The following is a 21,951-nucleotide window of genomic DNA, read 5'->3' on the forward strand; positions in this document are numbered from 1 at the left end:
CTGACGCACCTGTCGGGACCTGTGACGTCCAACCGACGGGGCAGGAGAGGAGCTACTCTTGCCGGCGATCTCGGATCACGCAGTCGCGTTCAGGTTTGGACTGCGCGGATACCCATGTCGTGGCCGTTAAGAGCGCCATGGGATACCAACCACCTTGGAGCGCGCCGACCATGAGTCCAATAATCGGAAGAAACGTGCCGATGACGACCTGCTTCGGGGACCACCGTGGGGAGAAACCACGGCGGGTTTGCCACACTGAGTAGACGATATAGCAGGCGCAGGCTTCGGCCGCGATAAATGCCAGCATCGCCAGATTGGGATCGTAGCCGTGGAACACGCTCTTCGCCGGGCCCGCGAGGTACACAACCAGATGTTCAAGGAGGATTCCATTCCCCATGAGCGCAAAGCAGGCGACAATCGCGCCCATCAGGCGGAACGGACCGCCCGTCGTGAACCCATCGATCATGCCGTCGAACACCGATCTTTTGGTTGACACCGCGAGTCTAAGGATCGGAAGGCACAGACAGGTGGTGAGGAAAGCGGCGCCGACAGGAAGGGGCACATCAGCCGCATTCATGAGGCCAAGCGCCACAAAAATCCCAGCGACTAGACTGGCAACGGTCCAATGACGCCGGAGGTATACGATCCACACAGAGCTGGTTTCGAGTCGGTCAAGCACGCGCGAATTGGATTCCAGAAGGACAAGACCCGCTCGAATCAAGACCGGCCGAGGTCGTCGAGCTCCACAACACACCGTGCAGGTTGCTGGCCAAGAGACAGGCAACTTCTGTCTCCGCAAGACCGGAAGCAGCGTGATCCATACTTGCAGAAGCGTGGCATCATCGTCACGACCGAAGAACGTCCGGAACAGGACGAATGTGGCCAATCCCATCGCGATCACAAAGACCGGCCACACAATGAGCGGCGCTGGCATCACGACGGTCGATATGAACGTGATGTCGGCGAAAACGCAAGAACCGAGGATGCCGACGCTCAGCATCGGGACCAGAACCCGGTCAGAGTCGCTCACCATCGGTGGCTGACTCACACACGCGTTGAATTGCAGCGCCAGCCGGTGCCACGCGCGCATAAGTCGAAAACGAATAGCGAGCAGAGTCCGCCAGGCGAACCACAGCCAAGCCGCAGCGACCCCCGCATCGATGAGGGCGAAGGCGCCCACAACCACGCTTATATATTTCACCTTCGTCCAGGTCGAGACGGGCGCTGCCGACATACGCTCCACCACATCGACAAGGCCATCGGGCGCAGTCCAGGACATCAGGATGGCGTAAACGACCGACGCCATAAGAACTGGGCCGAGGACAAGTCTGCCGACGATCTGCCCTGGCGATGTTCGATGAGCCACGTGGCGACGCCACTCTGAGGCCGACGCCACAGGAATCTCGCCTGGCGGCTGGCTGTCGTCACCCTCTGCGTCAGTCCCGATACGGGCAAGGGCTATTCGATCCGGCTGGCGATGCTGCGTTTCCATGGCCATGACAAACAGGTCTAGTACGCCGCTGTGACAGCCCCTACGACGAGCACCAGTCGTGATCCGGACTATCTCGTCAACGGCGGATTGAGTGAGTCTGCACGGCCCGCCCGGAACAGCGCCGCGGGACGGCCGCGGCCGCGCCGTACCTCACCGGTCGGCTCGACGAATCCGTCTGTGCCGATGACCTTGCGGTGGAAGTTCGCGGCGTCGAGTGTCACGCCCCAGACACCTTCGTATACGGCCCGCAGCTCGCGCATGGTGAAGACGTCATCGAGGAAGCTCGTTGCGAGCGTTGAGTATTCGAGCTTCGAGCGTGCGCGCTCCACTGCATCCTTGAGGATCTGCGGGTGGTCGAAGGCGAGCCGGCGCCGTACCGCCTGATCAACCGGCACCCAGTCCGCGACGTCTGCGTCCGTCCCGGCGACCGTCTCCGGCAGATTCGCTGCCAGCACGAGGTGCGCGATGGAGATAACCCGCTTCTCGTGGTCGGTGTCCCGGCGCGGTGCACTGTAGGTGCCCAGCTGCTCGAGGCGCACGTCTCGCGCGCCTAGCCCGACTTCCTCGGCCAGCTCGCGGTATGCCGCTTGCTCCGCCGACTCCCCCGCCAGGAGGAAGCCGCCGGGGAGCGCCCACTTCCCCCGCGCCGCCGCAGCCTTCCGTTTCACCAGCGCTACCTGGAGCACTCCGTCACGCAGCGTCAGCGCCACGATGTCGGCGGCGACCCAGGCGACGAGTCGGTCTTCTCTCGACATGACGGCGAGTTTATGTCGACTTGACAAGAAAACTCAAGATCGTGGATTCTTGTCATATCGACATTAATTCGGAGGTCACCATGCAGCTGTCACCAGTTCAGAAGGATCGTGCCGCCGGTGTGCTGCTCGGTCAGGCCATCGGCGACGCGCTCGGCGTTCCCTACGAGTTCAAGCCGCCGATCGCAGCCGGCGCGGCGTTCATGACCGGCGGTGGCCTCGGGCCCTACTCCCCCGGCGAATGGTCGGACGACACGCAGATGGCGGTCTGCATCGCACAGGTCAGCGCGAGCGGCGGTGATCTGACCGGTGGTCACTCGCTTGCTGACATCGCCAAGGGCTTCTATAAGTGGCGGCACAACGGTGCCTCCGACATCGGCAACCAAACACGCGCCGTCATCGACAAGGCCGCGCTCATGATCGGAGGCGCGGCGATGGACGCGTCGATGAGCAAGTGGGAGCTCGACACTGAATGGTTCCGGGCATTCCAGCAGGCCGCTGCCGACTACTCCGAGACACACCCGAAGTCGGCCGGGAACGGTGCCCTCATGCGCAACGGCATCGTCGGCCTCACCCGCCTTGCCAACCGGGAGGCGACTGCCGCAGCTGCGCTCGCCGTGGCCGCGCTGACGCACGCCGATCCCTTGGTCGGCGCGTCGTGCGTGCTGCACGCGGAGGCGGTCCGGGTAGCTGTGATCGAAGGTCGGCTCGACATACGGGCTGGGCTCGATCTGCTTGCTGATGACGAACGGGTTCAGTGGGGCGAATGGATCGACGAGGCGGAGCGCGAGGACCCGAAGTCGTTCAAGGACAACGGTTTCACCGTTACGGCATTCCAGGCGGCCTGGTCGGCGATCTTTCACACGATGTGCGAACAGCCGACGCCCGATCACGTGAACGACGCCCTCCAGCTCGCGATCTCGATCGGACACGACACCGACACGGTCGCCGCGATCGCCGGCGCATTGCTCGGAGCTCGGTATGGCGTCAGCGGCCTGCGTCACGACTGGCGGCAGCAGGTACACGGGTGGCCCGGACTGGACGCGCACGATCTCATCCGGTTGGGTTTGCAGACCGCAATGGCAGGCGTCGGCCAACCGATCCTCGACGGTAAGTGGCCGTCGATCGCTACGACGGGGCGGGAGTCGCGCACCCTGGGCGTCCAGCTGCCCGCCGACCCAGGCGTGGTCCTCGGCACCGAGGCCGACCTGCCGCGCGTAGCCGAGTTGGGCTGCGATGCCGCCGTGTCGCTCTCCCGACTGGGCACCGATGATCGGCGTCCGACGGGAGTCACGAAGCATCTGGAGCAGTGGCTGGTCGACCGCGAAGACCCGGCCGACAACGGCGACCTCGCTTGGGCGCTGCACGACTCCGCCGACGCTGTCAGGGACCTGCGCGACTCGGCTGAGCAGCGGGTGCTGCTCCACTGCGCCCGTGCCGAACACCGCACACCGGCGGTTGCTCTGCTCTACGCGGTCAAGCACTGCCACCAGCCGCCAACGGAGGCCGCAAACGACATACGAAAGGCATTGGGGCGCAGCGTGATCGATGGACTGCTGTGGCGTACCGCGATGGCTGAAGCTGCAGCGGTCGAGTGTCAGTGGTCACCGCAAGAATGAGACCGAAGAAGGAGGGGCTCAGATGACAGAAGAACTGAACGACCCGGAGATCGATGCCTCACACGCGCAGGCGTGGGAAGGCTTCGTGCGGCGCCTGTCGGCATACGTGTCGACGATGTTCGACCCGAGCGACACGGACAACGTGAAGCTCTACGTGCCGCGTTTCTCCGACGAAGACCCGGAGCCCTGGGTGATCGAGCTGCAGACGATTTCCGACGGCAGCGTCGTCCGGATCGACTACGGATGGGACGAGGTCTACACGACTCCGGAGAGCCCGTCCGACGCCCTGCGTCAGATGCGAACCGTGTTGGAGGGCGGACGTTTTCGCATACCGGATCCTCAGCTGCTGACCGTCTCCGCTGAGGGGCCAGCCTTCGCTGGGATCGCTGTGCTCGGGCTCGGGATACGTGACACGGTCGACGACACGGAGCCTGTCCTGCTCACGCGCACACGGGAGCAGCTTCTCGGGGCGCTGCTCAATCACATCCGCAGTGGGTATGACGCCGACGTAACGCTCGACGACGAAGAGGACATTCCGCTCGTCGTCAACGGCGTGCAGCTGTGGGTCGGTGTCCCGGCGTCGAAGCCGACGATCATGTTCTTCGCTCGGACCGTCGACAACGTCCACTCGCGTCGGCAGACGTGCGTCGACCTCAATGTGCTGAACCGCAGCAATCTGTGGTCGCGATGGGTATGCCGCGACCATAGCGTGTGGCAACACCTGATCATCCCGTCGCTCGTCTTCCAGCCGCAGCTCTTCGATGAGATGTTGCAGCGCTTCGTGACCGACTACGTTTCGACCAGCCTGGATCTTGCGGATCGGCTCGGTGGCCAGTCAGCGGCTGGTTAGGCCCCAACCTTCATGACGTCCACCCCGCGAAGTGTCGCCGCCGCGTCATACCGTGGCTCCATGTCAGGGGAATGGTGGGAGTCCGTACCGGAGGTGGCTGACGTTTTCGGTGGGGTCCGCCGAAGACTCACAGGGCATGAGTGGGAAACACTCACTGGAGAGATCGTCAGCGTTCGGCGCCACGGGGACCACGGAAAGTCGCTCACGCTCATCGTCGGTATTGCGGAGAACCAATTCGCCGACGTCGATGCGGTGATCGAAGACTCTGATCTTCACAACATTCGACGCTTCTTCGGCTCCCAGCAGAAAAAGTTGGAATTGGCACCTGGCCGAGGCATCACCGTGCGGGGCGTTTGGCGCATGGCGGACCACGGCGGCAGGCTGGTGTTTCACATCCGGCACGTCGGGTTGAACGTCACTGAGGTCGGGCCCGCCAGTCGCTGGCGCGATGCACAGCGAGCAATCGTCACCGCATCGAGGAACTTCGTTCCAGACCGCCCGCAGCGCAAGTCCGACCGGCAGATCCAGTTCTCAGACATTCGAGATCGTCTCGAATGTCGCAACATCGTTGTCATCGGTCACCGCAACGCCGAAGGAGGCAACGATCTCTCCAAGCGCGTCCAGGCAGCTGTTCGCGAGAAGCTCGAATACACCAATCAGGCTGTCCAGGGTCAACCAGACGTTATCGCTCGTGACATTGCACGCCGCCTCAACAAGGTGAGCTCGCACGACACCGCCTTGGTGGTCATCGTCCGCGGCGGTGGGGGCGCGGCCAATCGAATGCCCTTCGACGCCGCGATGATCGCAAACGCGATCATCGCTTGCACGAATCGCAATGTCCCGGTTGTCACGGCGCTCGGTCACACTCGCGACACGCACCTCGCGGACCTTGTCGCGTGGTGCTGCTGCGCGACGCCGACCGATGCAGCCACGCTGCTCAACTCCATCTGGTACGCCGACCCGGTTGTTCCAACACTCGCAAACGATCCTGCGGAACTGCCTGCGCAGGATCCGATTCCCGAGCCGGCACCACCAGCGGTATCCGCGCCGAGTTCGGTGGAGCCGGCGTCGTCGACGCCACCGTCGGCGACCCCAAGCGGGGGCTCCTCGGTTGCCGAGCACGGCGACAAGAGCGCGGGCTGCCTGACGATCGGTGCGGTGCTGCTTGCACTGCTCGTGGCGCTCGTGCTGCTCGTGCATTTCTTCTCGTCATCGGCCGACTCGTCGAAGCCTGCACCGTCGTCGGTGTCCGGTTCACCGTCCTCGCGGGTGTTCCTCTCACCATCCAGGAACATCCTGGGGACTGCTGCACGGATAGGTGACAGGTTGGTAGTCACGCAGCCTGGTCGGCTGGTGTGGTCATGGTGGTCTCGTATTCGATAGGGGTCAACCTGCCGAGGCGGTCTTGCCGGCGGCGTCGGTGGTAGGTGCGTTCGATCCAGGTCACGATCGCGATCCGTAGGTCTTCGCGCGTGTCCCACTGACGCTGGTTCAGGACGTTCTTCTGGAGCAACGCGAAGAACGATTCCATCGCCGCGTTATCGCCGCAGGCACCGACGCGCCCCATCGACCCGACGAGCTGATGGTGGCCCAGGCGTTTGACGAACTTGCGGCTGCGAAATTGCGATCCACGGTCGCTGTGCACAATGCACGCGGCAACATCGACACCGTTAGCAGCCCGGCGTGCAACAGCTGAATTCACAGCTGCCACAGCAAGTTTGGACTTCATCCGGGAATCAATCGAGTACCCGACGATCCGCCCCGAACAGGCATCCTTGATCGCGCACAAGTACAACTTCCCTTCGCCGGTCTTGTGCTCGGTGATATCGGTCAGCCACACCGTGTTCACAGCCTGGACGGCGGTGAAGTCGTGCCGGGTCCTGCCCTTGTCGTCTTCGAACGCCAGCAGATCGTCATGGACCGGCGGTCCTGGCCGCGGCCGGCCCGCCCGCTTCTTACTGAAGACCGACCACCACGCGTTGGTCGAGCAAATCGCCCACGCCGTCCGCGCGCACATCTGCTCACCGGCATCGCCGGCTTCATCGCGGCAGTACCGGTACCCGAACGCGGGATCATCACGGTGGGCGTCGAACAACACGTTCGCCCGGTACGCCCACGCCAGGTCGGCGTTGCTGACCGGGCATGCCAGCCACCGGTAGTACTGCTGCCTGCACAACTTCAGGACCCGGCACGTCACCGTCACGGGCACCCTGATCGGGTGTTGCCCGGCGGCCAACTCGCGGACGAGCGGGAACATCATTTTGGGGGCAGATTCGCCTGTGACAAGTACGCAGCTGCTCGGCGCAGGACCTCGTTCTCCTGCTCCAACAACCGGTTTCGGCGCTTCAACTCACGCAGCTCGGCGTTCTCGGCCACGGTCGTGCCGGGCTTGACGCCGTCCTCGACATCGGCCTGCTTCAACCAGTTCGTCAGGCAGGACTCGCTGATCCCGAAGTCCGCAGCGATCTGTCTCAGCTGCTGACCCGGCTCACGGCTGCGAGCGACTCGGACAACGTCGTCACGGAACTCTTTGGGGTATGGCTTGGGCACAGTGCACATCCTTCCAGCGGCGCCCTTCGGCACCACAGATCAGATGTCACCTATCCGTGCAGCAGTCCCCTGTGCGCGGCGACGCCCTCGATGGTGCGGTGCGACATCAACACGGTGTACTACCGGTTGAAATCCGTTCCACGCCAATGCCGTTCAACTCCGAATTGGGGGCATGTCTTCGTCCTTAACTCGGACGGTGGACAGATGACGTGCCCGAAAGAACGCCATACAAGCAAGGGAACGACGGCCGCGGCTCTCGCGTACGGACACAAGGCTGTCGCAGGCGGCGCGACGTGCACCAGCACCAAGAACTACATGGAATGCACCAGTGGGAACCACGGCTTCCGCATCAGCAAGGAGGCACACAAAGTTTGGTGATGACCTGCTGCCCTATGGGACTCATCCGCGAGCCGCGGGGTTCAACCGCAGCGTGACAATGGGGTCATGCGCACGCTTCTGAACCTCATCTGGCTGATCTTCTGCGGCCTCTGGATGGCGATCGGATACGTCATCGCGGGCGTGATCTGCTGCATTCTGATCATCACGATCCCGTTCGGGATCGCGTCCTTCCGGATCGCGAACTACGCGCTCTGGCCTTTCGGACGGACCGTCGTCAAGGATCCCCGGGCGGGCGCTGCGTCGGCGATCGGCAACGTCATCTGGCTCATCTTCGCCGGGATCTGGCTCGCAATCGGGCACATCGTCACGGGCGTCGCGCTGTGCGTGACGATCATCGGCATACCGCTCGGCATCGCGAGCTTCAAGATGGTGCCAATTTCATTGCTGCCGTTGGGTGCTCAGATCGTGCCGTCGGATGGTGCGACGCTCGTCGGTGGACCGCCGCGTCGTTGATGCGGGACTCGTGCAGCGCTAGAACCAAAACGCACGACACGCTCATGGCACGATGAGCATGTGCATTGGCCGGGGGAGAAACAACAACGGAGCATCGGCTGGATCGTGCTCGCCAGCGGCGTCATGGCATTGATCGCCGGTGTTGCGACGATGGCACGTGGCGACATGTGTGGGGTGTGCTCCTGGCCATCACCGGTGTAAGCGGGGTGTCCAACGCGCTGTGGCATCTCGGCGTGCTAGGACCGGATCCCCGTGCCAGCAACCGGCACTGACGTCAACGCTGCAGCGAGCTCGAGATGCAGCGGCGGATCTCGATAACCTCCCCGCTTCGCTCCCCCGGCCCTCGACCAGCATGCGTTCGCTGCTCGAGCACCGAGGGATGCGGTTTCGATACAGGCTCCTCCGCTGGGCTCCCCCGACCTACTCAACCCGCATGAGTTACAGACCGGCCGCGCGGCGGGCTGCGATGACCACCGGGTTGTCGGGCATGTCCGCCCAGACGATCTCGAAGTAGTTGCCCTCCGGGTCGCACAGGTATGCCGAACGGCCCGTGAAGAACTCGGCATCCACCGGTTCCTTGGTGACCCGCGCACCGGCAGCGCGCATCCGATCGGTGAGGACGTCGACCGCCTCCGGGCTCTCGACCTGTATGCCGATCGTGAACCGGATGCCTCCGGTGCTCGGCTCCGGCGCTGCGTTCCCGTCGTGTGCGAGCTTGGCGAGCGGGAACAGCGCGAGCACGATGCCGCGCAGTTCGAAGACCGCGAACTCGCCGTCGTCCATCACCTGCGGCCAGCCGACCCGGCGATAGAAGTCACGCAGCGCATCGAAGTCGCGCGCGCCGAGGGTGATCAGGTTGGCGAGGGGCAGGTCGTTCGGCATACGTCCACTATGCGCCGGTGGGCAGCGTGCCGATGGGTTTCGATACGGGCTCGTTCCTCGCCCTACTCAACCCGCGAGCGTGCGGGACCTCGAGATGCCGCTCGTTCGTCGCCCTACAACCCTGCGACACGAGGAGCGCCGGCATGCACATCTATCCGGCGGACGGCGACGAACTCAGTCACCGCTCGGCGGCACGCTCAAGGCGTCGAACGGCGCCAACGGCACCACGCCCTGGGCCTTCGCCGCCAGGTCGGGATCGATGGTGACGAGCGCGTCCGCCTGCAGCTTGGTGATCGCCAGGTATTCGGCGTCGTAGGTCGTGTCCCAGCCCTGCTCGCGAGCGATCCGCCAGGCCATCCCGCGAGACCCGCGATCATTGAGCACCCGCATCTTCGTCTCGGTGACTCGCTCGTGGCGGGTCAGCGCTTCCTTCTCGTCGAGGGCACCCTCCTGCACTGCACGGAACAGGAGAGCGAGCGCATCCGACCGGATCCGCCCCGGTGCGACGAGCTGATGCCCGGAGGCGACTTCGACATCGTCGGCGATCAGCCGGAGCAACGTGCGCGCGTCGATCACGTAGCGGCTCATGGATTTCAATATACGAGTGGCACGGTCGTGGGTCCGGGTGTCGACCCTTCGAGACGGTCGCTCGTCCCTCACGACCTCCTCAGGGATCTCTGTTGAGCTGGCCGAAGGAGCGTCTCGAGGTCGCTCGGCGGCCACCGCAGGGTTTCGATACGGGCTCGTTCCTCGCCCTACTCAACCCGCGGGGGTGCAGGGTTACTTGATGAAGCCTTCCTTCTTGAGCCAGTCGTAGGCGACGTCGGCGGGCTCCTTGCCGTCGACGTCGACGGCCGCGTTGAGCTTCAGCAACACGTTGTTGGTGAGCTTCTTGCTTACGGGCGCAAAGAGTTTCGCGATCTGCGGGTTCGACTTCAGCATCTTGTCGCGGACGACGAAGGAGACGTTGTACTTCGGGAAGAACGACCTGTCGTCCTCGAGCACCTTCAGGTGGAGCGCGAGGATGCGGCCGTCGGTGGTGAAGACCTCACCGAAGTTGCACTTGCCGTGCGCGGTCGCGTCGTAGATCGCGCCGGTCTGGTAGGTCCGCAGGTTGCTGCGCGGGACGCCGGTGCCGAGGGGCACGTCATACTTCTGGAGCATGCCCTTCAGCCCGTCCGGGCGGTTGATCAGCTCCGACTCGACGCAGAACGTTCGCTGCGACTTCGGCACCTTCGACAGCTGCGACATCTTGGTGATGTGGAACTTCTGCTGCACCTTCTTGGTCACCGCGAAGCTGTAGGTGTTGTTCATCGGCGCCGGCGGGAGCCAGTCGAGGTTGTTCTTCGTCTTGTCCTCGTCGCGCACCGCGACATACTGCCGGCGCTCGTCGGGGATCGGTTTCGCGTGGCCGAGGTAGGTGATCCAGCCGGTGCCGGTGTATTCCCACATGCCGTCGATCTGACCGTCGAGCATCGCCTGTCGCGCGGACGCCGAGCCCGGAATGTTCGTCAGGTCAGTGACTTTCGCGCCTGCCGACTTCAGCAGGATGATCGCCATCTTGCCCAGCAGGATGTTCTCGGTGAAGTTCTTCGAGCCGACCGAGATCGACGTGCCGCTCAACGGCTTGGTCTGCGCGAGTGCTCCGGCCAGCTTGGCCGAGGGCACGTAACCGCCCGCCGTACCCAGCCCGAGACAACCGGACGTGGTCATCGCGACGGCGGCTGCACACGCGACCGTCGCGAGCGCGCGACGACGCGGCCGCGCCCGGGATGTTGTATGGCGCAAGGTGATTCGCATCAGATCCCCTTCGGACGGACCAGCAGCTCGAGCACTCGGCCGACCCATTCCACGAGCAGCGCGAGCAAGGCGATCAGCACGGCGCCGGCGACCATCACCGGGTAGCGGTAGAGCGTGATGCCTGCGGTGATGACACCGCCGAGACCACCGGCGTTGACGAACGTGGCGAGGGCGGCGGTGCCGACGACCAGCACCAGGGCGGTGCGGATACCGGCCATGATCACCGGCAGCGCGAGCGGCAACTCGATGCGGAAGAGCACCGCGAGGCCCGAAAGTCCAACGCCACGACCGGCTTCCACCAAGGTGGGATCAACTCCCTGCAGCCCGGTGATCGTGTTGCGCAGCACCGGCAGCACGCCATACAAGGTGAGTGCGGCGATCGCGACCCAGAAACCGGACCAGCTGGACAGCCACATGAAGAGCAGCACGATCAACCCGATCGAGGGGGCGGCCTGCCCGGCGTTCGCGACGCCGACCACGATCGGCGCGAGGAACTTCAGCCTGGGCCGGGTGAGCAACGTGCCCAGCGGCACCGCGATCGCGACGACGATCAGCGAGGCGACGATCGTGAGTTTGACGTGCTGCCAGAGCTGCAGCCGCACGTCCGGCCAGGCCAGCGAGCTGGCCTCGATCGAGTCCAGCGTCGCGGTCTGCCGCCACCACACGTAGAGCAGGAAGCCGACGACCACCAGCACCGGGATGCCGAACAGCTCGATCGCGGTGCTCCGGCTGATCCGACGGCGCCCGGTACCCTCCTCGGCGACGATCTCCGGGGGCTCGGTGTCCGGTATCCGCGTGTCGACGCTCACTGCGCGTTCCCGCTCTCCAGCTCCTCGTCGGTCGGTGCGATCGAGATGCGTTCGGAGGGATGCTCGTCGCTGTCGCCGGACGCGGCGGAACTGGTCTCGGCCTCCGCCTCACGCTGCATCTGCTCGATGAAGTCGGTGACCGTCTTGAAGGTGACGACGCCGAGGTAGGAGTCGCGGGCGCCGGTGACGACCGCGCCACCGTGGCCACTGACCAGCATTGTGTCGAGCGCGTCGTTGAGGGTGGCGCGAGTGTCGATGTTGACCAGGTCCTCGGCCGGGTCGATGATCGTGGACCCCTTCAGCTGCCGCAGCCACGGCCAGCCCAACGGCCGCTTGCGGCTGTCGAGCACGATCACCGAGCGGTCGCCGTTCGCCTGTGCCCGCTGCTGCACGTCGGCGGTCTTCTCGCCGACGGTCGCGGTCGTCGGCTGCCGCAGGTCGAGGTCGGCGACCCGCGCCAGGCTCAGCCGTTTCAGCGAGGAGCCGGCGCCGACGAAGTCCTGGGCGAATTCGTTGGCCGGGCTGCTCAGCACCACCTCGGGGGTGTCGTACTGCGCGATGTGGGCGCCCTCCTGCAGGATCAGCACCCGGTCGCCCATCTTGATCGCCTCGTCGATGTCGTGGGTGACACAGACGATGGTCTTGCGCAGCTCGCGCTGGATTGACAGCAGCTCGTCCTGCAACCGTTGCCGGGTGATCGGGTCGACCGCACCGAACGGCTCGTCCATCAGGATCACCGGCGGGTCGGCCGCCAGTCCGCGTGCGACACCGACCCGCTGCTGCTGGCCACCGGACAGCTCGCGCGGGTAGCGGGAGCGGTAATTCGCCGGGTCCAGGCCGACCAGGTCGAGCAGTTCGTCGACGCGCTCCTTGATCCGCGAGGAGTCCCAGCCGAGCAGCTTCGGCACCATCGCGATGTTCTTGGCGACCGACATGTGCGGGAAGAGGCTCCCGCCCTGTATGACGTAGCCGATCGTCCGCCGCAGCTCATCGACCTTCTTGCCGCGGATGTCCTCGCCACCGATGCTGATCGTCCCCGACGACGGCTCGATCAGCCGGTTGATCATCTTCAGCGTCGTGGTCTTGCCACAGCCGGAAGGCCCTACGAACATTGCGATTTCGCCGGCCGGGATGGTCAGGCTGATGTTGTCGACGGCCGGGGTCTTCTGCCCGCGGTAGATCTTGCTGACCCCGTCGAGCCGGATCTCCGCGCCACTGACCGCCGCACTGCCTTCGCTGGTGGACTCCACAGCTGTCATCAGACCCGCACTCCCTTTGAGGTGGTGAGCCGCCCGAGGAGGAGCAGCAGAACATCGAGGATGAGCGCCAGCACGACGATCCCGATCGTCGCGGAGAGCGCGTAGTTGAGGGCGTTCTTGCCGCCGACCTGCGCCAGTCCCTGGAAGATCCAGCCGCCGAGGCCGGGCCCGAGGACGTATGCCGCGATCGCGGCGATGCCCATGCACATCTGCAGCGAGACGCGTATGCCGCTGAGGATCACCGGCCAGGCCAGCGGCAGCCGGATCCGCAACAGTGTCATCGGCTCGCTCAGGCCCATGCCGCGTGCCGACTCCACCAGGGTCGGATCAACGCCCTGCAGGCCGACGACGGCGTTGCGCAGGATCGGTAGCGTCGCGTAGAAGGTCACCGCGACCAGAGCGGTCGATGCGCCGAGGCCGGTCAGCGGGATCAGCAGGCCGATCAGTGCCAGCGACGGGATGGTGAGGCCGATGGCGCTGACCGCGTTGGCGACCGGTTCCAACTTCGGCATCCGGGTGACGAGCACCGCGAGCGCGACGGCGATGACAGTCGCGAAGATCACCGCCAGGATCACCAGGTAGGCGTGGTTCCACGCGCTGATCAGGAATTGCGCGCGGCGATCGGAGAGGAAGTCCCACACTGCTTGCCTCCCGAGGGGCGTTGACGAGGTGTGTCGCTTGCGGATGGAGGTTGTCTTCGGCGTCAATACTCAAGCACAACGGCGGGTTATGGCCAAGGACCGAACTTGTTCGGCGCGAGTCCTTTTCACTTTCCAGGTACGTGATCGCCGCAGCTGATGCGCCTGCCATCTGACGTGAAACCGTCTGTTTTCCAATGGTTTCAGGCGGCTCGACGGCGAACTGTCCTGGAGTGAAACGCTGTCCGTCATACGGACGCACAGGTGACCGCCCCATCAGCGCGTGTCGGGCGTGGCTTGCTCACGCGACACGGCGACAGGTCGGGCGCATATGGCGGCTTCTCACCGACCTACTTCGGTAGGTTCGGCATACGAATTCAACCGCGGTGACGCGTACGGGAGGTCCTGATGAGCCAGTCCTACTGCGCGTTGTATGTCGACGCGGGATACCTCCTCGCCGCGGCGGCGACGCGTGTCACCGGCACCTCGCTGCGTGCCGGCATCGAGGTGGCGCACGCCGAACTGATCGACGGTCTCGTGCGGCAGGTCTGCGAGGACAGCGGCATGCCGTTGCTGCGCACGCAGTGGTATGACGCCGCCCGCCCACATTCGACGAGCCCGGAGCACAACGGCATCGGTTCGCTGCCGTGGGTCAAGCTCCGCCTGGGCCGGATGGCGAACGACGGCACCCAGAAGGGCGTCGACCTGCGCCTCGGCCTGGACATCGTCAACCATGCCCGGCACGGCCGGATCGACCGGCTCTACTTGGTCTCCGGCGACGACGACCTCACCGAGGCGGTCGACGAGGCGCAGAATCTCGGCGCGCAGGTCATCGTGCTGGCCGTCCCCAACAACGAGGGCAAGCCGCACGGCGTGTCGAACCATCTGCGGCAGACCGCCGACGACGTGCTGCTGATCGATGAGATCGGGCTGGATGCCGTCATACGCCGACGGGAGCGGAAGGCGGCCCCGGCGCCGGCCGCTCCCGCCCCGACCCACCAGCCCACCGACCCCGCCTCGTCGCCCGCCGCAGTGGCGGCACGTGTGGCGGCGGCCTCGACCCCTGACCTGAGCAAGCCCTACCAGGCGCCGGTCTACACGACGGCCACCGGCCAGCCGGCGAGCGCCGCGGTCAGGCTGCACGACGTGCCCAGTCCGGAGGCGATCGCCGAAGGCATCGACATCGTATGTCGCAAGGTCATCGAGTCGTGGCGGCGCACGGCGTCGCCCGACGACCGCGCCCGCCTGCACGGCGCGAAGCCGTCCGTGCCGAGTGAGCTCGACCGTGCGTTGCTGCTCGACCTGTCGGCGCGGCTCGACAACTTCTACTTGGATGACACCACGCGCTACAAGCTGCGCACGCGGTTCTGGGAGATCCTCGACGAGGCGTGATCTGACCCCTCGCGCTCACTGACCTGCTCACAGGTCGGCAGTCAGGATCCGCAACGCCGTCTTGCCGCTCACCTGTCGATCCGCCGACAGCACGCGCCACTCGGCTGCGTCGTCCGGCAAGGCGCGCCGCAGTGTCAGCAACCGTGAGCGGTCCGAGCCGGCGAGGGTCGCGCGCTCGGCATACGGATCCTCGATGACGGACAACAGCACGGCCGCGTCAGCGAGGTGGCGACGTTTGTCTCGTGAGTCTGCTTTGTACGCAGCGGATTTCAAGACAACCGCACCGAACGCAGACGGCACACTGAGAGTCGTGGTCCGACCACGCACGATGTCGAGACGTGCGATGACGGTGCGCTTGAGCGCCTGCGTGCCGCCGTCGATCGCGACCATCGGATGACCGCGCAGTTTCTGCCGAGCGCGTGGAGCAGCGTGATCCGCCACCACGACATCGATCGTCGCCGCATCACGGACAAATCGGTGTGCGACCTGGTGTCGGCCGAGTGAGGGTGCCAGCTCATAGCCGAGCATCTCGAAGGCCCGAGCACTCGACGCGGCAACACCGGGAGTCGTCTCGATGTGCAGGGCAATGTCCACGTCGCTTGTCGGGCGGACTGCGTCCAGCCCATGACGTATGGCGTGCAACTGACTCATCAGGCCACCCACGAGGGTCCACTTTTGGTGCGGGAATGCCGCCTCGATCTCGGCGACATTCGGCCAGGGCGCGTGCCAGCCGCCGGCAGGGGTCGGGACCTCGATGACCGGACGGTCAGCCACGGAACTGCTCCAGGGCACCCGTGAGCGCGGTGGATCCGGCCCGTCGCTCTCGAACGTCCAGCGACTCGGACAGATCGAGCGCCGCCAGAACTGCGCTGCGTTCGGCAACGTCTCGAACTACAGCGAGATCCATTGCAGTCGCTCGGAGCGAGACGGTGCCGCCATCGTCGCGGATCAGCCCATGCCGACGCACAACTTCATCGCGGCGGTCCGTGGCGACATACCCGCTCAGCGTGCTGGATCCGGCCAAGCCGAATTGTGCCGAGCGATCGAGATAGACCACATCCTCGGCCACTCGGCGGATGGCACTCGGGTGTGCAGAGTAGTGCGTGACGACAGCGCGATTTCGTGATCGCTCAACGAGTTTCGGCGCATCGAGGTCGCGAAGACGTGCGCGCAACCGGGACTGCTGAGTGCCCCCGAGCCACGATGCGTCAGCTCCGCTGAGTATGGCGATGGCAGCCCACGCGGTCTCCTGCGACCACGCTCGGGTATGACCGCCGGCCCTCCGTGCGATAAGCCGGTCGAGCGACTCCGCGTCCACCACTCCACGCGCCGGCGCGTGCAACTCACCGCTCGCAATCAGGTGTTGCACGCGGCGGCGCGTGATGCCCAGGCGCTCGGCCGCGGCGTCGACCTCGACGAGGCTCATAACAGATAGCTTCGCTTTTATGAAGCTATCTGTCAATGCCTGACGCCACGGGCGAGGCTTACCGCCTTCGGCTGACCGGCCATGTAGAACGTCATCTCCGATCGCCATTCGCCTCGCTTCACGCGTCTTCGAGCGCCGCCAGATCGGCTCCGGAAGCGAGCCAATCGCGGACCTTTTGGTCATCAGCCCCCAACTCCGGAGGCGCTGTCGGCGGTCGCAACTGGCTGCGGGAGTAGTCGATCGGGTGCCGCACCTGCGGCGGTGTGTCGCCAGGGACATCGACGGTCGGGCGTAGTCCGAACGTCTCGGCCCTCGCGAAGCCATCCGCGACGGTGCCGACCTGTCCCGCAGGCACACCGGCGCGGGCGAGCAACTCCTCCCACTCCGCTGCCTCCCGCGACGACAAGCGGTCCTCGAGAACAGCGACCAACTCCACTCGGTGCGCGACCCTCGCGGAATTGCTCACGAAGCGCGGATCATCAGCAACACCAGGCAGATCCAGCACCTCGGCGAGACGGCGGAACTGTCCATCATTGCCGCACGCCACCGCAAGCAACGACGACGAACGACAGTGCAGGGTTTCGTATGGCGCGATGGACGGATGCTGATTGCCCATCCGACCGGGCGCCGTACCGGTGGTGAGAAAACTGCTCGCCTGGTTGGCCAGCGACGCGAGCAGGGTCGACAGCAGGTTCACCTCCACGTGCTGCCCGCGGCCGGTCCGATCGCGGGCCTGCAGCGCGGCCAGGATGCCGATCACCGCGTCCTTGGCGGTGAGGACGTCGACCAGTGCGACACCGGCCTTGTGCGGGTCACCATCAGCCTCGCCGGTGATGCTCATCAGTCCACCGACGGCCTGCACCACGAAGTCGTAGCCCGCCAGGTCGGCCCCGGCACCGCTTCCGAATCCGGTGATCGACGCGTAGATCTGCCGCGGGTTCGCGTGCGCCAGCGTCGGTTGGTCCAGGCCGAACTTCGCCAGCACTCCCGTTCGGAAGTTCTCGACGAACACGTCGGCGCGAGAGGCCAACTCGCGTGCGACGGCCAGGTCGTCCCCGTCCGCGAAGTCGACCGTGATGCTCAACTTCGATCGGTTGGCCGCCGTGAAGTAGGAACTGGTCTCCCCCGCCCACGGCGGCCCCCAGTTGCGCGTCTCGTCGCCGGCTCCGGCGCGTTCCACCTTGATGACCGTTGCCCCGAGGTCGGCGAGCCACATGGTGGTCAACGGACCGGCGAGGACCCGACTGAAATCGGCGACCAGTAGCCCGGTCAACGGGCCGGAGGTGACATCGCTGTCGGCTGCAGGCTCGGTGCTCATGTTCTCGATGCTCTCAGTGGAGCTCAGGAACATCCGCGCGGGCGTGGGTCTCACCCGCGATCTGAGGGATTGGGCCACACATGTGCTCACGCGGCGCTACCGTCCGGAGGTGGGGTTCTATTTCCGTGTCGCGCCCGGGTCGACGGCTTGCTCTGCCTATCCAGGGGTCATCGGGTCGACGCTGCCAGGTCGGCCGAGTGTGGTTGATAGGCAATGTAATTGCGCTGCACCGCGATGTGTTCGGCGATGTACTTGGCGTCGCCGGAGACACCGCACAGGAAACTCGACGAGCGGCGGGTCAGCCACGGCAGCCCGACGAAATAGACGCCCGGTTCGGGCGAGATGCCCCGCTGATGCAGCGGCCTGCCGTTCGCATCGACGGCGTCTACCTCCAGCCAGCTGTAGTCGACCGAGAACCCGGTCGCCCAGATGATCGAGGTGATGCCGCTCTCGGCCAGGTTCACCTGGCGGATCGGGTCGGTCACACACTTCGGCAATGCACCCAGCTCCCGAGCCGCGGGCTCCTCCGGCAAGTCCAGACCGTTGCGAGCGACATACGCGTCGGCGGCATTCAGCACCTCCAGGTAGTTGGCGTCACCCGCCGCGATCGTCTCGGCCAGCCGCGGACCGAACCGCAACGTCCCCTCGACGAAGGACTCGGTGCGACCGACGAGCGTGATGCCCGACGCGGCGAGCCGACGGAAGTCGACCGTCGAGCCGCCTCGTGCGCCGCTGATCGCCAGCGTCACATGCTCGGCGCCGGCGCGCGGAACCTGCTGGTCCCACAGCCCGAGCACACCCAACCACCACACAATGTCGCGACCGCGGTATGTACGCGGCGGCCGAGTGTGTGCACTCACCGACAGGTGCACCTGTCGCCCGGCGCGCTGTAGTTCGTCAGCGATCTGCGCGCCGGACGACCCCGATCCGACGACCAGGACGTTGCCGTCCGGCAACTGGTCCGGATTCTTGTAGTCTCGCGAATGCAATTGCAGCAGTGAGGAATCCGCCGGCACGATCTCCGGGATCCGCGCTGCCTGGAACGGTCCGGTGGCAGCGATCACGAACTGCGCGTCGTAGTCACCCTCCGAGGTCTCCACCCGGAAGCCGGACTCACCCGTCCTCCGACGGACTGCCGTCACGTCAACGCCACAGCGCACCGGCGCGGCGACCTGCTCGGCGTACTGCTCGAGGTACTCGACGATCTGATCCTTGGACGCGAATTCCTCACCGGGCACGCCTTCGAAGCGCCTGCCGGGTAGCCGGTCGTGCCACGCCGGACCATTGGACACGAGCGAATCCCAGCGCTCCGAACGCCACCGCTCGGCGATCCGGTTGCGTTCCAGGACAACGTGGGGCACATCGAGCCCCGTCAGGCTCTCGCTCATCGCGATCCCGGCCTGCCCGGCACCGACGACAACAGCCTCAATCCGTCTAGCTGGCAATGTGATCCTCTGCTCTCTCACTCACGGCGACGCAGCGCGCGGCGTCGTCTGCATGGGCTTCCGAACGTCTGCACGGACGCTACGGAGCAACCGACGGGGTGGCCTCAATCTCGTTCTGCTGAGCGAACCGAGCAGCCGGACAGCCCTCTGCGCGGCTGCAAGAGTGAGCCACATGCGTTTGCCGCTGACCTACGCCCAGGCGCTCTGGCGTCGAGCAGAGCGCGCACCCGGAGACGAGTTGCTCCGGGTGGCCGGCGATGAACCATGGAGTGCACACCGGGTGCGCAGCTGCGCCGCCTCGTGGGCCATCGGCCTGGCCCCCGTGGGACGCGGTGATGTCGTGGCGACCTGTGTCGAGGCCGGCCCCGAGGCGGTCGCTCTGACCGCTGCCATCTCCGCGCTCGGCGCGATCGAGCTGCCCTTGGCAGCCGACCTCTCCGTCGAATGGGCCGGCCGACTGGCCGAACTCACCCAAGCCCGGCTCATCGTCACCTCGACCGACCGAGCTTCCTCGCCACTGGTGCGCAGGCTCGCCAGGGTCGTGGCTGACCATCGGATCGAATTCGTCGATGGTGCCGAAGGCCTGGACCGTGAGCTGCCGCACGCGGACCGGATCGTGCCGGTCTCGTTGCCGAGCACTGCACCCGCACTCGTCGTGTCCACGTCCGGCACGACCGGCCGCCAGAAGGCTGCCCTGCTCCCGGTCGGAGCACCCATTCGGCAGGCCCGACAGGTCGCCGGCGCCATGCAGTACAGCAACGACGATGTGCTACTGAGCATCTTCCCGTGGCACCACATCAATGCACGCCACGCGGTAGTGCTGCCGGCCATCCTCAGCGACGCGCGCGTGGTTTTCATGCCCCGCTTCTCCGCCTCGGGCTTCTGGCCGCTGGTCCGCCGTGAGCGCGTCACCGCATTCAACTTCATGGGTGCCCTGTGCATGATGCTGCTGCGGCAACCGTCGTCCGCTGACGATCGGCGGCACAGCGTCACCAAGGCGTATGGCGGGCCGGCTCCGACCGAGCTGGTCGCCGCTTTCGCCGACCGGTTCGGGGTCACGCTCCGCCAGGCGTACGCCTGCACCGAGCTGGGCGACGTCTCCACCACGTCGGTGGACGAGCTCCTCCCGGGCGCCGCCGGTCGGCCGCTGGACGACCGCGCGATCCGCATCGTCGACGACCAACTTCGCGATGTTCCCGCCGGTGCCGTCGGTGAGGTTCTCGTTAGGCCGTGCCACCCGGGCACCGCCTTCCTGGAGTATGTCGGCGACCCCGAGGCGACGGCGGCTGCGTGGGCGTCCGGCTGGTTCCGCACCCGCGACCGCGGCCGGCTCACCGACGGCTGGCTGCACATCACCGGCCGCACCTCCGATGTCATCCGCCACCGCGGCGTCAACATCGATCCGCAACAGGTCGAGGAGGCACTGCTTCGGCATCCCGCGGTGGTCGAGGCCGCCGCGGTCGCGGTGCCCTCAGATCTCACCGAGGACGACGTCCTCGCCCTCGTCGTCGCCGGCGACCCCGCTCCTGACCCCGAAACCCTCTGGCAGCACTGCAAACAACTGCTGCCGCGCTCGGGAGTGCCCCGCTACCTGAGCTTCACACCGACCCTCCCGCACACTGCCACCCACAAACTCGACCGCGCAACGCTGCGTCGTCGCGGCCTTCCCGCCGGCACCTGGGACGCTGCCGCTCCCACCCCTACCCCGGAGATCCAATGACTGGCCCTTCCCCTTTCCTGCGCGTCCTCGACCTGACCGACGAGTTGGGCGCCAACGCCGTCCGGCTCTTCGTCGGGATGGGCGCTGATGTGCTGCGTCTGCGGTCCACCACCGACCCCGAACCGGAGGACGCCGCGGGGCTGCACTGGTATGCGGGCACCAGGACCCACACCGTGCCGGAAGCGGACCTCGACCGGGTCATCGGTGAGCTGGTGCGCGACGCCGATATCGTCCTGGAGTCCGGCCCGCGCCCGGCGCTGCGCACGGTGCGGCTGCGCGACGAATGCCCTGCAGCGTGGGAGCACGTGGCACACGCCGTCCTCACCCCGTTCGGGCTGACCGGGCCGCGCCGCGACTGGGGCGGCGACGACAACGTGATCGCTGCTGCGGGAGGCATGACCTGGCTGGGCGGGCGACCCGGCGAAGCACCCATCGCCCCGCCGTATGACCAGGCCTCGCAGCTCGCCGGCACGCACCTCGCGATCGCCGCACTGCTCGCCGCGCTCGCCACGAAACGCACCGGGCACGGACAACTCGCCGAGGTCTCCGCGCAGGAATCGGTCGCCGCAACGCTGGAAACCGGTGCGATCTCCTGGATCCACGCCGGGTCCGTCCCCACTCGCACCGGTGGTGTCTATGGGCACGTCGCGCACCGCATCTTCCCCACCGCCGACGGGTATGTCGCCGGTGGCTACTCCGGGCCGGACCGGATGTGGACAGACCTGTTGGCCTGGCTGGACGAGACCGGCGAGGCGGAGGACCTTACCGACCCCGTCTGGACCGACCCGGTCCATCGGTGGAAGAACCGCGGCCACGTCGACGAGGTCGTCACCGCCTGGACCCGCCGCCGGCGCACCGCCGAGATCGCGCCGGAGGCGCGCCGCCGGGCCCTGCCGTGGGCGGAGGTCGCCGCTCCCGAGGAGCTGCCGGACAACCCGCAGCTACGCGCGCGGGACTTCTTCACCCAGCTGGACACTCCCGGCGGTCCGCGGCTGGACGCCGGGTTCCCCTATGAGTCGCCCGGCCGGCCGCGACCGGTCACCCTGCCGGCCCCGGAACCAGCCCGAGTGACGGCTTTCTCGCCGGCTGACGGCGCGATCGCGCCGTCAGCCGGCGAGAAAGCCGTCACTCGGGCTGGTTCCGGGGC

Annotated in this window: 20 protein-coding genes; 7 read left to right on the forward strand and 13 right to left on the reverse strand. The window is 66.1% G+C overall.

Annotated features, from left to right (window positions below; genetic code table 11):
• Positions 1-52: 52 nt before the first annotated feature.
• Positions 53-1,498: a hypothetical protein gene (locus VG502_RS16275; RefSeq protein ID WP_325551123.1), complete on the reverse strand. Its 1,446-nt coding sequence runs from the start codon at positions 1,496-1,498 to the stop codon at positions 53-55.
• Between the two features lie 62 nt (positions 1,499-1,560).
• On the reverse strand, positions 1,561-2,247 hold the full coding sequence (locus VG502_RS16280) for an NUDIX hydrolase (RefSeq protein ID WP_325551124.1): 687 nt from the start codon (positions 2,245-2,247) through the stop codon (positions 1,561-1,563).
• Positions 2,248-2,327: 80 nt separating this feature from the next.
• On the opposite strand from VG502_RS16280, the gene VG502_RS16285 reads away from it, so the two are divergent.
• From VG502_RS16285 to VG502_RS16295, 3 genes are read left to right on the forward strand one after another with little or no spacing between them, the layout of a single operon-like run.
• A complete protein-coding gene (locus VG502_RS16285) occupies positions 2,328-3,863 on the forward strand; it encodes an ADP-ribosylglycohydrolase family protein (RefSeq protein ID WP_325551125.1) in 1,536 nt (511 codons plus the stop codon).
• Positions 3,864-3,885: 22 nt separating this feature from the next.
• Positions 3,886-4,713 carry a T3SS (YopN, CesT) and YbjN peptide-binding chaperone 1 gene (locus VG502_RS16290; protein WP_325551126.1) on the forward strand — a complete coding sequence of 276 codons (828 nt, stop codon included), beginning with the start codon at positions 3,886-3,888 and terminating at the stop codon, positions 4,711-4,713.
• A 60-nt stretch (positions 4,714-4,773) separates the two neighbouring features.
• Positions 4,774-6,096 (forward strand): exodeoxyribonuclease VII large subunit, encoded by a 1,323-nt coding sequence (locus VG502_RS16295; protein WP_325551127.1) that lies wholly within the window; start codon positions 4,774-4,776, stop codon positions 6,094-6,096.
• Here VG502_RS16295 and VG502_RS16300 read toward each other — a convergent pair.
• Positions 6,047-7,263 (reverse strand): IS3 family transposase gene (locus VG502_RS16300; protein ID WP_325551128.1). Its coding sequence is split into 2 segments (ribosomal slippage): positions 6,047-6,988 and positions 6,991-7,263, totalling 1,215 coding nucleotides; the frame shifts between segments, so codons are not numbered across the junction. The two genes, VG502_RS16295 and VG502_RS16300, sit on opposite strands and share 50 nt — an antisense overlap.
• A 444-nt stretch (positions 7,264-7,707) precedes the next feature.
• Here VG502_RS16300 and VG502_RS16305 point away from each other — a divergent pair.
• Entirely contained in the window at positions 7,708-8,115 is a 408-nt protein-coding gene (locus VG502_RS16305; protein WP_325551129.1) for a YccF domain-containing protein, read from the forward strand.
• A gap of 438 nt (positions 8,116-8,553) precedes the next feature.
• Here VG502_RS16305 and VG502_RS16310 read toward each other — a convergent pair whose 3' ends face one another.
• From VG502_RS16310 to VG502_RS16335, 6 genes are all read right to left on the reverse strand, one after another.
• Positions 8,554-8,997, reverse strand: a complete 444-nt coding sequence (locus tag VG502_RS16310; RefSeq protein WP_325551130.1) for a VOC family protein — start codon at positions 8,995-8,997, stop codon at positions 8,554-8,556.
• Between the two features lie 174 nt (positions 8,998-9,171).
• Positions 9,172-9,585, reverse strand: coding sequence for a type II toxin-antitoxin system VapC family toxin (locus VG502_RS16315; RefSeq protein ID WP_325551131.1), 414 nt, complete (start codon positions 9,583-9,585; stop codon positions 9,172-9,174).
• Positions 9,586-9,777: 192 nt separating this feature from the next.
• Positions 9,778-10,797, reverse strand: coding sequence for a glycine betaine ABC transporter substrate-binding protein (locus tag VG502_RS16320; RefSeq protein WP_325551132.1), 1,020 nt, complete (start codon positions 10,795-10,797; stop codon positions 9,778-9,780).
• On the reverse strand, positions 10,797-11,606 hold the full coding sequence (locus VG502_RS16325; RefSeq protein WP_325551133.1) for an ABC transporter permease: 810 nt from the start codon (positions 11,604-11,606) through the stop codon (positions 10,797-10,799). Before VG502_RS16325 ends, VG502_RS16320 begins: the two co-directional genes overlap by 1 nt.
• Positions 11,603-12,865 (reverse strand): ABC transporter ATP-binding protein, encoded by a 1,263-nt coding sequence (locus tag VG502_RS16330; RefSeq protein ID WP_325551134.1) that lies wholly within the window; start codon positions 12,863-12,865, stop codon positions 11,603-11,605. Before VG502_RS16330 ends, VG502_RS16325 begins: the two co-directional genes overlap by 4 nt.
• Positions 12,865-13,506: an ABC transporter permease gene (locus VG502_RS16335; RefSeq protein ID WP_325551135.1), complete on the reverse strand. Its 642-nt coding sequence runs from the start codon at positions 13,504-13,506 to the stop codon at positions 12,865-12,867. Before VG502_RS16335 ends, VG502_RS16330 begins: the two co-directional genes overlap by 1 nt.
• Positions 13,507-13,911: 405 nt before the next feature.
• On the opposite strand from VG502_RS16335, the gene VG502_RS16340 reads away from it, so the two are divergent.
• A complete protein-coding gene (locus VG502_RS16340; RefSeq protein WP_325551136.1) occupies positions 13,912-14,895 on the forward strand; it encodes an NYN domain-containing protein in 984 nt (327 codons plus the stop codon).
• A gap of 27 nt (positions 14,896-14,922) precedes the next feature.
• Here VG502_RS16340 and VG502_RS16345 read toward each other — a convergent pair whose 3' ends face one another.
• From VG502_RS16345 to VG502_RS16360, 4 genes are all read right to left on the reverse strand, one after another.
• A complete protein-coding gene (locus tag VG502_RS16345; protein WP_325551137.1) occupies positions 14,923-15,669 on the reverse strand; it encodes a hypothetical protein in 747 nt (248 codons plus the stop codon).
• Complete coding sequence (locus VG502_RS16350) at positions 15,662-16,321, reverse strand: hypothetical protein (protein ID WP_325551138.1); 660 nt, start codon at positions 16,319-16,321, stop codon at positions 15,662-15,664. Before VG502_RS16350 ends, VG502_RS16345 begins: the two co-directional genes overlap by 8 nt.
• 118 nt (positions 16,322-16,439) lie before the next feature.
• Complete coding sequence (locus VG502_RS16355; protein WP_325551139.1) at positions 16,440-17,639, reverse strand: CaiB/BaiF CoA transferase family protein; 1,200 nt, start codon at positions 17,637-17,639, stop codon at positions 16,440-16,442.
• Positions 17,640-17,806: 167 nt separating this feature from the next.
• Positions 17,807-19,105, reverse strand: a complete 1,299-nt coding sequence (locus VG502_RS16360) for a flavin-containing monooxygenase (protein ID WP_325551140.1) — start codon at positions 19,103-19,105, stop codon at positions 17,807-17,809.
• Between the two features lie 151 nt (positions 19,106-19,256).
• Here VG502_RS16360 and VG502_RS16365 point away from each other — a divergent pair, with 151 nt between their 5' ends.
• Together VG502_RS16365 and VG502_RS16370 are read left to right on the forward strand one after the other, a co-directional pair.
• Complete coding sequence (locus VG502_RS16365) at positions 19,257-20,804, forward strand: AMP-binding protein (protein WP_325551141.1); 1,548 nt, start codon at positions 19,257-19,259, stop codon at positions 20,802-20,804.
• Positions 20,801-21,951: CoA transferase (locus tag VG502_RS16370; RefSeq protein WP_325551142.1), on the forward strand; the 1,151-nt coding region annotated here is incomplete at its 3' end. The genes VG502_RS16365 and VG502_RS16370, both read left to right, overlap by 4 nt.

Origin of the sequence: Flexivirga sp., assembly GCF_035551235.1 — a bacterium.
GTDB lineage: Bacteria > Actinomycetota > Actinomycetes > Actinomycetales > Dermatophilaceae > Flexivirga.

Coding starts and splice junctions, on each gene's coding strand:
- VG502_RS16315 (WP_325551131.1), bottom strand. CDS start 9,585: ATGAGCCGCTACGTGATCGACGCGCGCACGTTGCTCCGGCTGATCGCC.
- VG502_RS16310 (WP_325551130.1), bottom strand. CDS start 8,997: ATGCCGAACGACCTGCCCCTCGCCAACCTGATCACCCTCGGCGCGCGC.
- VG502_RS16350 (WP_325551138.1), bottom strand. CDS start 16,321: ATGAGCCTCGTCGAGGTCGACGCCGCGGCCGAGCGCCTGGGCATCACG.
- VG502_RS16305 (WP_325551129.1), top strand. CDS start 7,708: ATGCGCACGCTTCTGAACCTCATCTGGCTGATCTTCTGCGGCCTCTGG.
- VG502_RS16290 (WP_325551126.1), top strand. CDS start 3,886: ATGACAGAAGAACTGAACGACCCGGAGATCGATGCCTCACACGCGCAG.
- VG502_RS16295 (WP_325551127.1), top strand. CDS start 4,774: ATGTCAGGGGAATGGTGGGAGTCCGTACCGGAGGTGGCTGACGTTTTC.
- VG502_RS16330 (WP_325551134.1), bottom strand. CDS start 12,865: ATGACAGCTGTGGAGTCCACCAGCGAAGGCAGTGCGGCGGTCAGTGGC.
- VG502_RS16340 (WP_325551136.1), top strand. CDS start 13,912: ATGAGCCAGTCCTACTGCGCGTTGTATGTCGACGCGGGATACCTCCTC.
- VG502_RS16275 (WP_325551123.1), bottom strand. CDS start 1,498: ATGGCCATGGAAACGCAGCATCGCCAGCCGGATCGAATAGCCCTTGCC.
- VG502_RS16365 (WP_325551141.1), top strand. CDS start 19,257: ATGCGTTTGCCGCTGACCTACGCCCAGGCGCTCTGGCGTCGAGCAGAG.
- VG502_RS16355 (WP_325551139.1), bottom strand. CDS start 17,639: ATGAGCACCGAGCCTGCAGCCGACAGCGATGTCACCTCCGGCCCGTTG.
- VG502_RS16285 (WP_325551125.1), top strand. CDS start 2,328: ATGCAGCTGTCACCAGTTCAGAAGGATCGTGCCGCCGGTGTGCTGCTC.
- VG502_RS16320 (WP_325551132.1), bottom strand. CDS start 10,797: ATGCGAATCACCTTGCGCCATACAACATCCCGGGCGCGGCCGCGTCGT.
- VG502_RS16280 (WP_325551124.1), bottom strand. CDS start 2,247: ATGTCGAGAGAAGACCGACTCGTCGCCTGGGTCGCCGCCGACATCGTG.